Source organism: Burkholderia sp. Bp8992 (assembly GCF_003853705.1).
In the GTDB taxonomy this organism is placed as follows: domain Bacteria; phylum Pseudomonadota; class Gammaproteobacteria; order Burkholderiales; family Burkholderiaceae; genus Burkholderia.
In genome coordinates this window covers 1-10226 of the sequence record NZ_QTQI01000055.1, presented here as the reverse complement: position 1 = coordinate 10226, position 10226 = coordinate 1, and the positions used below count along the sequence as shown (strand labels likewise).

Here is a 10226-nt window from a genome sequence, read left to right as displayed (position 1 = left end):
CTCGCTCAATCCGGTAGCCCGTCCAGCAGCCCAGCGCCTGTAGTGCTTTGCGATCCAGCAATTTGGCCTCCAACGCCTATTCCCATTGGCGTCAGGTTACCAACTGCACCGAAAGCTTCCACGGTTTCCCGCGATGAACCAAAATTTTGCACAATGACGGCAGCGCGGCTTTCCGCCGCGACTCGACCCGGGCCACCGATCGCCCGCCGACAACCGTTATCGAACCCGAGTTCGACGTGCCGCCGCCCACCGCCATGGACCAACCGAAACGCATCCTGATCGTCGAGGACGACGCCGACATCGCCGACGTGCTGAGCCTGCACCTGCGCGACGAGCGTTACGAAGTCGTGCACAGCGCCGACGGCGCAGAAGGGCTGCGCCTGCTCGAGCAGGGCGGTTGGGATGCGCTGATCCTCGACCTGATGCTGCCGGGCGTCGACGGCCTCGAAATCTGCCGGCGCGCCCGCGCGATGACGCGCTACACGCCGATCATCATCACGAGCGCGCGATCGAGCGAGGTGCACCGGATCCTCGGTCTAGAGCTCGGCGCCGACGACTACCTGGCGAAGCCGTTCTCGGTGCTCGAACTCGTCGCGCGCGTGAAAGCGCTGCTGCGGCGCGTCGACGCGCTTGCGCGCGATTCGCGCATCGACGCGGGCACGCTCGACGTCGAGGGGCTCGCGATCGACCCGATCGCGCGCGAGGCGAGCGTCGACGGCGCGCGCATCGACCTCACGCCGCGCGAATTCGACCTGCTGTATTTCTTCGCGCGGCACCCGGGCAAGGTGTTCTCGCGGATGGACCTGCTCAATGCAGTGTGGGGCTACCAGCACGAAGGCTACGAGCACACGGTCAACACTCATATCAACCGGCTGCGCGCGAAGATCGAGGTCGATCCGGCCGAGCCCGTGCGGATCCTCACCGTGTGGGGACGCGGCTACAAGCTCGCCGCGCCGGGCCAGCGGGACGCATGATGAAGCTCACGCTCACCCAGCGGCTGTCGCTCGTGTTCTCGATCCTGCTGCTCGCGTGCTCGGGCGCGTCTGCGTGGCTGCAGATCCGCGCGAACGACATGCGGGAAAAGGAGGTCGTGCAGGCGTTGTCGCGCGACCTGGCCGCCAACATCGCCAACAGCGCGCCGCTGATGGACGCGAACGGGCTGCGCCCGGACGCCGTGCGCACGCTGTTCAGCCAGTTGATGGGCGTGAACCCGAGCGTCGAGGTGTACCTGCTCGACAACGCCGGGCGCATCAAGGGCGACGATGCGCCGCCCGGCCACGTGAAGCGCGACCGCATCGATCTCGCGCCCGTGCAGCAATTCATTGCGGGCCAGCCGCTGCCGATCCTCGGCGACGACCCGCGCAGCCCGGACGCGCGCAAGGTGTTCAGCGCCGCGCCGCTGCAGCGCGCGGGGCAGCCGCCGTCGGGCTACATCTACGTGGTGCTGCTCGGCGAGGCCCACGACCGGCTCGCCGCGCGCGTCGATGCCGGCAACGTGCTGCGCACGACGCTGTGGTCGATGGCGGTCGTCGCGCTGCTCGGCCTGCTCGCGGGCCTGACCGCGTTCAGCTTCATCACGCGCCCGCTGCGCCGGCTGACCGATGCGATGCGCGACTTCGACGCGAACGGTGCGCCCGACACGCAGCCGCCGGTGCCGCGCTCGCCGGGCCGGCGCGGCGACGACATCGTGGTGCTCGAATCCGCGTTCGCGCAGATGGCCGACCGGATCGGCGACCAGTGGCGCGCGCTGACGCGCCAGGACCAGCAGCGGCGCGAACTGATCACGAACATCTCGCACGACCTGCGCACGCCGCTGACGTCGCTGCACGGCTATCTGGAAACGCTGTCGTTGAAGGCCGATGCGCTCGCCGAACCCGAGCGGCGGCGCTACCTGTCGATCGCGCTCGCGCAGAGCGCGAAGGTCGGCCGGCTCGCGCAGGCGCTGTTCGAGCTCGCACGGCTCGAATCGGGCAGCGTGCAGGCCGAGCGCGAGCCGTTCTCGCTCGTCGATCTCGTGCAGGACGTGTTCCAGAAGTTCGAGCTGACCGCGCAGTCGCGCGGCGTCGCGCTGCATGCGCGAATTCCGCCGCGCGTGCCGGTCGTGTCGGCCGATCTCGGGATGATCGAGCGCGTGCTGACCAACCTGCTCGACAATGCGCTGCGGCACACGCCGCCGCACGGCGAGGTCGAGGTCGCGCTGGAGCCGCAGGGCGACCGCGTGGTCGTGACGGTGGCGGATACCGGCGAAGGGATCCCGGCTGCGCGGCGCGAAGGGCTGTTCCAGCGGCCGCAGCGGCCGATGAGCGGCGGCACGGTGACGAGCGGCGGGCTCGGCCTGCTGATCGTGCACCGGATGCTCGTGCTCAACGGCAGCGACATCCGGCTCGTCGACCGGGCCGGGCGCGGTGCGGTGTTCGAGTTTGCGCTGGCGGTCGCGTCGCCGGCGGCCGGCGACGCACGTTGACCGTCGCCGTCGGCGGCGGCATCTGCCACGCTTACCCGCCGCGCTTGCGCCGCACCTCGCTCGGCGTCGTGCCGGTCCAGCGCTTGAATGCGTGGCGGAAGCCGACCGCATCGCTGAAGCCGAGCGTCAGTGCGATGTCCTCGGTGCTGAGCGTGGTCGTGCTGAGGTAGTCGATCGCCAGCGCCTTGCGCACGCTCGTCAGCAGTTCGCTGTACGACGTGCCTTCGGCTTCGAGCTTGCGGCGCAACGTACGCGACGTGATGCACAGGCTGTCCGCGATCGCGTCGATGTCCGGAAACTGCCCGGGCGTGCGCGTGAGTTCCTGGTACACGCGCCGCGTGACGCCGGCCTGGCTGCGCAATTCCTCGAGCAGCCGCGCGCAGTGTGACGACACCTGCGCGGCGGTGATCGGGTTCGCGAGCTGCGGCGCACGCGTGAGCCACGCGGCCGGATAGCCGAGCACGTTGCCCGGCTGCCCGAACGCGAGCGGACATTCGAGCGCGTCGGACAGCATGGCCGCGTGCGGCGGCTCCGGCTGCGTGAACTGCGCACGCGCCGGCACGCACCACGCGCCCATCACGTCCTTGATGATCGTCACGTGCAGCGCGAACTGCATGTCGATCAGGAAGCGGTACAGCGGCTCGTCGAGGCAGGGCAGCGGCAGGCTTTCCCGATCGGGAAACAGCCACGACACCGTGTCGTCCTGCACGACCCAGCGGATCTCGAGCATGCGGTTCGCGAGCTGGTGATACTTGACCGCCGAGTCGAACGCGTGGCCCATCGATTCCGAGCACAGCATCGCATAGCCGTACATCCCGTAGCTCGACGCGTGCAGCCGGCGCCCGACGCGCACGCCGAGGTCCGGGTTGCCGTATGCGCGGATCGCGTTGCCCGCGGCGGTCAGGAATTGCTGCGAGGAGGTCACCGTGAACGGATCGGCGACCGCGGCGGGATCGAGATCGGTGCCCGCCAGCACCGCGCCGGTGTCGAGCCCCAGGTCCGACGCGACCTGCAGCAAGACCGCGAGCTTGGCCGGCGAGAAGCACTTCTCGCGCAGCATGGCGGGCAGCGCGACGTCGGGCGACCGATCGCCGGAGCGCCGTGAATCCGCCGGTTTCGACAGCGCATCGCGCAGCATGAGCGGGTCCTGAGTCCTGAGTCTTGAGTCCGATTTGATACCGGTTCCGGGTACGCGATTCTGCCTCCGAATGCGCCGGGTTGCCACAGGGTTCACCCTGAGTGCGGCCGCCGCCGGCAGTTGTCCGTACACCTGGCGGCGGCAACGCAATCGGGCAACATGGCTGAATGAGCTGCTTCTGCGCTCGTGCCGTGCAGATCGGGCGAATCGCTGCAGCCGATCTTCGGACGCCTGCAGGCCACCCGGAATCGCCCTCCGGCGATCCGTACTGCCCGATGTCGACTACTTTCCCGCGTGTAAAGGCGCGTTCGTCTCGCTGAGCAACGTCAGGATTTTCTCGGTGACGAGTTCGGCCCATCGACGATATTGACTCGGCCCGGGATGGTACCGATCGATTGCCATCTCGGCGGGATTCGCGGCCCACTCGAGCGACACGTAGCGTCGCGCGGGATGGAGGGCGGCCCAGCGCTGCAAGGCCCGATCGAGTCGAACGGCGTAGCGGCCGAGGTACCACCGCAGCGGATGCGGTGCGGCCGGCAGGATGCGCAACGGCGGCAACCCTGTCACGACGATGCCGGCGGCGCCGGTGTGCCGTTCGAGATGATCCGCGAGCGCGACATAGTCGCGGACGAATTGCCGCGGCTTGCGCTGTGACGTGACGTCGTTCGTGCCGAGCGCCGTGACGAGATAATCGGCCGGCCCGATCTTGCTGCTCATCAACAGTTTCAACGCCTCATCCGTATTGATGCCGGATTTCGCGATCAGCTGCCATTCGACCCGCCGGCCCGTGGCGCGTGCCAGGAGCCGCGCAACCGGCTGCGCCAGTGCACGTTCCTGCTCGTCCACGCCCACGCCCGCCGCCGACGAATCGCCGACCACCAGAATACGCAAGGGCGCCGTCGAGCCGTCATCCTCGCCCTCGGCCCCCTCGCGGGGACCATTGGCCTCGGGCAGGCGCAGCGCGGTTCTGCGCAACCAGTTCGCCTGAGCCAGCAGGATCGGACCAAGCGCGTATTTATATAGCGTCAACATGGAGCAAGAGGATCGAGGTGATGCGCTTTCGCAGTGAAGAATCGCGACGGAGGCTACGCGACTTCGTTCAGAAAGGCCAGCGTGGCCGCGATACGCGGCAGGGCGTTGCGCGCTGCGCGGTAAAGCGCGCGAACGACCCGCATGTCCGTTTCGATCATCTTTTCGGCCGCCCGGATCATTTGCAAAGCGCGTCGCGCGGGCGATAGTCGACGATCAGGCGACGGCCCGCGTCCTTCCGGCGTGCAGGCCGCCGTGCGAACGACGCGCTGCGAGCGCACCGTCCCCCGAGCCTAGGAGCGAGACATGACGAAAAGACACTGGACCGGGTCGTACGGCTCGATTCCCGCCGAGATCGATGCCGATCGCCATCCTTCCGTCAGCGCGCTGCTGGACGACGCGATGCGCCGCTTCGCCGATCGTCCGGCGTTCCATGCGTACGGCCGCACGCTCACCTATGCCGACGTCGACCGCCTGTCGACCGCGCTGGCCGCGTATCTGCAGCAGGTCGTCGGCGTGCGCAAGGGCGATCGCGTGGCCGTGATGCTGCCCAACGTGCTCGCGTTTCCGGTCGTGTTCGTCGCCGTCGCGAAGATCGGCGCCATCCAGGTCAACGTGAACCCGCACTACACCGCGCGCGAGCTCGAGCATCAGCTCAACGACGCGGGCGTCGAGGTGGCCGTCGTCTGCGGCGGTTCGATGGGCACGTTCGCCGACGTGGTCGGCGGCACGCGCGTGCGCACCGTGCTGAGCGTGGGGCGCGGCGATCTCGGCGTCGTCGATGCACCGGCCGGCACATGCGACGCACTGCCGCCCGGTTCGACCGCGCTCGCGGATGCGATTGCCGCGGGCGAATCGCTTGCGTGCGAGCCGGTTGCGCTGAGCGGCGCGGACCTGCTGCTGCTGCAATACACAGGCGGCACGACCGGCCTGTCGAAGGGCGCGGCGCTGTCGCACCGCAACCTCGTCGCGAACATCGAACAGTTCGCTGCGATCGTGGCGGCGGCGCGCGAGCCGGGCGAGGAGGTCGTCGTCACGGCGATCCCGCTGTATCACATCTTCGCGCTGACGGTGAACTTCCTGTCTTATTTCGCGATCGGCGCGCAGAACTGGCTCGTCGCGAACCCGCGCGACATGGACGGGTTCATCGACGTGCTGAAGGCGGCGCGGCCGACGGTGTTCGTCGGCGTGAACACGCTGTACGCGGGGCTCGCCGGCCATCCGCGCCTGAAGGAAGTCGACTGGTCGCGGCTGAAGCTGTCGGCCGGCGGCGGTGCGGCGGTGATCGACGTGATCTCGTCGCGCTGGAAGGCCGTGACGGGCAATTTCATCCGCGAGGGCTACGGGCTGTCGGAAACGTCGCCGGTCGTGTCGTTCAACCCTCAGTCGATCGACAGGTTCACGGGCACCACGGGCCTGCCGCTGCCGTCGACCGACGTGAAGCTGCTCGACGAGCAGGATCGCGAGGTGGCGATCGGCGAAGCGGGCGAGATCTGCGTGAAGGGGCCGCAGGTGATGGGCGGCTACTGGCAGAAGCCGGACGCGAACGCGGCCGCATTCACGGCGGACGGCTATTTCCGCACCGGCGACGTCGGCGTGTTCGACGAGGCGGGGTTCCTGCGGATCGTCGACCGCAAGAAGGACATGATCATCGTGTCGGGCTTCAACGTGTACCCGAACGAGGTGGAAGCCGTCGCGACCGCGCTGCCGGGCGTCGCCGAATGCGCGTGCATCGGCGTGCCGGACGAGCGCACGGGCGAGGCCGTCAAGCTGTTCGTGGTGCTCGCGGCCGATGCCGACGTGAACGAGGCGCAACTCGTCGAGCATTGCCGCGCGAGCCTCGCGGCATACAAGGTGCCGAAGATCGTCCGCTTCGTCGACCGGCTGCCGAAGTCGACGGTCGGCAAGATCCTGCGGCGGGAACTGAGCCGCACCGACTGATGGCGACCACGCGCCGCGCCGCGCGGCCGCCGCGGCGCGGCCCGGCGTGCCGAAGACCGTGAAGGCCCCGAAAGCCCCGCGCGGGCTGCTCAAGTACAATGCGAGCGGTTCGACCGACGGGGACGCGATGACCGGTTCAGACTCACTTTCCGCCCGGGCAGGGCAGGCGCTGCCGTCACCGAGCGCGACCGTGCCGATCTCGCTCGTCAACGGCTTCCTCGCGAGCGCGGGCGTGCAGCGCGACGTGGTCGAACGCTATCTGCGCGGTGCCGGCATCCCGGTCGAGCTGCTCGGCGAGCCGCATGCGCGCGTGACGGAAGAGCAGTTCTCGACGCTGTACCGCACGCTCGCGATCGACCTCGACGACGAGATGCCCGGCATCTTCTCGCGCCCGCTGCGCGGCGGCACGCTGAAGTACCTGTGCCTCAGCCTGCTCGATGCGCGCAACCTCGAAACGACGCTGCATCGTTTCGGGCAATTCTTCCATATCCTGCTCGACGACTTCTTCGTCGAATCGAAGCGCGACGGTCTCGTCGCGCAGGTGCTGCTGCGCCCGAACGACGCGATCGGCCCGATCGGCGCGCTCGGCCAGGAGCTGATGCTCAAGCTCGTGCACGGCGTGTGTTCCTGGCTGATCGGGCAGAAGATCCCGCTGCTGCAGATCGAGTTCGCGTGTCCGCGGCCGCGCCATGCGGTCGAGCATCTGTATTTCTTCACCGGCTCCGTGAAATTCGACTGCGAGCGTACGCTGATGCGTTTCAGCGCCGACTACCTCGACGCGCCGATCCGGCAGAGCAAGCGCAACCTGCGCAAGTTTCTCGCGCGTGCCCCCGGCGACTGGATCTTCGAATCGTTCAGCGAACAGCTCGTGTGCCATCGCGTGCGGCAGTACCTGTCGGCGGCGCTGCCCGACCTGCCCGCGATCGACCAGGCGGCCGAGCACCTGCATTGTTCGGTACGCACGCTGAGCCGGCACCTGGCCGCCGAAGGGACGACGTTCCAGGTGCTGAAGGACGAGCTGCGGCGCGACATCGCGATCCAGCGGCTGACCGACACGCCCGACACGATCGCGGCGATCGGCGCCGACATCGGCTTTGACGATCCGAGCGCGTTCCATCGCGCGTTCCGGCACTGGACGGGGAGTACGCCGGGGACTTACAGGCGGCAGGTCTGATGCACAGGGGCAGCCGCGGTTCGAGGACGGTTCCCATAACCGGCTTCCCTCGCTGGATCCCATAGTCGGCTCCCTTTTGACGTATGTCCCAGCGAAAGCTACGCGCTGTTTCACACGCCGGCAGCAACACGCCGCCCGTCAGGAGGTTGTCCGCACTGCGCGCATAATCGAATCGGGTATCGAATCGCGGCCCCACATTTTGCGGCAAGGCAAACACGTGCTTGCGGGACTGGATGCAGAAGAAGTGCCGTACACAGCGCTGCTGCAAGTGCCCGCGCCCGGAGGAAAGCCCATGAAGTGGCCCCATTTCTCGGTAGACCGTTTGCTTGCCGAATTCCGGAAACGTGTTCCGGTCAAACCCCTGTCCAGCCGGCCGCTCCCGGCAACATGCCCCCATCCCGTGGCCGATTTTGTCACCATGTGGGCCGGATATGACAATAGGAATCCGTGACCGCGGCAGTACGATGGGTCATCACGTCGCCCCGGGCCTGGCCGGTTTTGCCGCATCGAGCCCTTGGCGCATCTCATTCACCGCCTGATTGGAACATCGACCATGAGCTATAACGCCCCTGTCAAGGACATGCTGTTCGTGCTAAAGGAACTCGCGGGCATCGACGCCGTCGCGCAGTTGCCCGGTTTCGAGGATGCCGGTTACGACACGGCGCAGGCCGTGCTCGACGAGTCCGCGAAGTTCTGCGGCGAGGTGCTGGCGCCGCTGAACGTCGAAGGCGACCGCAACCCGAGCAGCTGGAAGGACGGTGTCGTGACCGCGACGCCGGGCTTCGCGGAAGCATTCCGCCAGTTCGTCGAAGGCGGCTGGCAGGGGCTGCAGCATCCGGCCGAGTACGACGGCCAGGGGCTGCCGAAGCTGATCGCGACGCCGTGCATCGAGATGCTGAACGCATCGAACCTGTCGTTCGCGCTGTGTCCGCTGCTCACCGACGGCGCGATCGAGGCGCTGCTGACGGCCGGCACCGACGAGCAGAAGCAGCGCTACGTGCCGAAGCTGATCTCGGGCGAATGGACGGGCACGATGAACCTGACCGAGCCGCAGGCGGGCTCCGATCTCGCGCTGGTGCGCTCGCGCGCCGAGCCGCAGGGCGACGGCACCTACAAGGTGTTCGGCACGAAGATCTTCATCACGTGGGGCGAGCACGACATGGCGGACAACATCGTCCACCTGGTGCTGGCGCGCACGCCGAACGCGCCGGAAGGCGTGAAGGGCATCTCGCTGTTCATCGTGCCGAAGTTCATGGTCAACGAAGACGGCTCGCTGGGTGCGCGCAACGACGTGCACTGCGTGTCGATCGAGCACAAGCTGGGGATCAAGGCGAGCCCGACGGCGGTGTTGCAGTACGGCGACCACGGCGGCGCGATCGGCTACCTGGTCGGCGAAGAAAACCGCGGCCTCGAATACATGTTCATCATGATGAACGCGGCGCGCTTCGGCGTCGGGATGCAGGGGATCGGCGTGGCCGACCGTGCGTACCAGAAGGCCGCGGCATTCGCGAAGGAACGCGTGCAGAGCCGCCCGGTGGACGGGTCGGCCAAGCAGTCGGTGACGATCATCCATCACCCGGACGTGCGCCGCATGCTCGGCACGATGCGTGCACTGACCGAAGGCGCGCGGGCGCTGGCATACGTGGCAGCGGCGCACAGCGACATTGCCCACCGCCATTCGGACGAGGCGACACGCAGCCGTCATCAGGCAATCTACGAATATCTGGTGCCGGTGGTGAAGGGCTGGAGCACGGAGATGGTGAACGACGTGGCGAGCCTGGGCGTGCAGGTGCATGGCGGGATGGGCTTCATCGAGGAAACGGGCGCGGCGCAGTACTACCGCGACGCACGGATCCTGGCGATCTACGAAGGGACGACGGCGATCCAGGCGAACGACCTGGTCGGGCGCAAGACGATGCGTGACGGCGGCGCGGTGGCGAAGGCGCTGCTCGCGGAAATCGGCGACACGGTCGCGGCGCTGGGCAAGCTGGACGGCGCGGCGGCCGCATCGATGAAGGCGCAGCTGGAGAAGGGCGCCCGCGCGCTGGCATCGGTGGTGGATTACGTGGTGGCGAACGTGAAGCAGGACCCGAACGCGGTGTTCGCGGGCAGCGTGCCGTACCTGAAGCTGGCGGGCGTGGTGCTGTGCGGGTGGCAGATGGCGCGCGCGCTGGTGGCCGCGCAGGCGAACCGCGCGAGCGACCCGGCGTTCTGCGACGCGAAGATCGCGATCGCGCAATGCTATGCGGAGCACATTCTCGTGCAGGCCGGTGCGCTCGAAGCGTCGATCGTCGGCGCGAAGGGCAACGAGAGCGTGCTCGCGTTGACGGAAGACCAGTTCTGACCGGTTGACGGTCGGGACGCAGGAGGAGACAGGATTTTGACCACACAGGACTTGCTCGCGCAATACGGCCCGCGCGAATCGATGGAATACGACGTCGTGATCGTCGGCGGCGGCCCCGCCGGGCTGTCGGCGGCGA

The 10226-nt window shown here is 67.9% G+C and carries 8 protein-coding genes; 5 read left to right on the top strand and 3 right to left on the bottom strand.

Annotated elements, in window-relative coordinates; genetic code table 11:
- The first annotated feature begins 254 nt into the window (after window positions 1-254).
- Together DIE03_RS37725 and DIE03_RS37720 are read left to right on the top strand one after the other, a co-directional pair.
- Window positions 255-974, top strand: coding sequence for a response regulator transcription factor (locus DIE03_RS37725; RefSeq protein ID WP_124457109.1), 720 nt, complete (start codon window positions 255-257; stop codon window positions 972-974).
- On the top strand, window positions 974-2464 hold the full coding sequence (locus tag DIE03_RS37720; protein WP_124457108.1) for a HAMP domain-containing sensor histidine kinase: 1491 nt from the start codon (window positions 974-976) through the stop codon (window positions 2462-2464). Before DIE03_RS37725 ends, DIE03_RS37720 begins: the two co-directional genes overlap by 1 nt.
- Window positions 2465-2495: 31 nt before the next feature.
- Here DIE03_RS37720 and DIE03_RS37715 read toward each other — a convergent pair whose 3' ends face one another.
- From DIE03_RS37715 to DIE03_RS38950, 3 genes are all read right to left on the bottom strand, one after another.
- A complete protein-coding gene (locus DIE03_RS37715) occupies window positions 2496-3602 on the bottom strand; it encodes an AraC family transcriptional regulator (RefSeq protein ID WP_124457107.1) in 1107 nt (368 codons plus the stop codon).
- Between the two features lie 282 nt (window positions 3603-3884).
- A complete protein-coding gene (locus tag DIE03_RS37710; RefSeq protein ID WP_124457106.1) occupies window positions 3885-4634 on the bottom strand; it encodes an SGNH/GDSL hydrolase family protein in 750 nt (249 codons plus the stop codon).
- 53 nt (window positions 4635-4687) lie between these two features.
- Window positions 4688-4813, bottom strand: a complete 126-nt coding sequence (locus DIE03_RS38950; RefSeq protein ID WP_260435026.1) for a hypothetical protein — start codon at window positions 4811-4813, stop codon at window positions 4688-4690.
- A 124-nt stretch (window positions 4814-4937) separates the two neighbouring features.
- Between DIE03_RS38950 and DIE03_RS37705 the strand changes: the two genes are divergently transcribed.
- From DIE03_RS37705 to DIE03_RS37695, 3 genes are all read left to right on the top strand, one after another.
- Window positions 4938-6572, top strand: a complete 1635-nt coding sequence (locus DIE03_RS37705) for an AMP-binding protein (RefSeq protein WP_124457105.1) — start codon at window positions 4938-4940, stop codon at window positions 6570-6572.
- A gap of 127 nt (window positions 6573-6699) precedes the next feature.
- Window positions 6700-7746: an AraC family transcriptional regulator gene (locus DIE03_RS37700; RefSeq protein WP_311767320.1), complete on the top strand. Its 1047-nt coding sequence runs from the start codon at window positions 6700-6702 to the stop codon at window positions 7744-7746.
- Window positions 7747-8299: 553 nt separating this feature from the next.
- Window positions 8300-10090: an acyl-CoA dehydrogenase gene (locus DIE03_RS37695; protein ID WP_124457103.1), complete on the top strand. Its 1791-nt coding sequence runs from the start codon at window positions 8300-8302 to the stop codon at window positions 10088-10090.
- Window positions 10091-10226 lie beyond the last annotated feature (136 nt).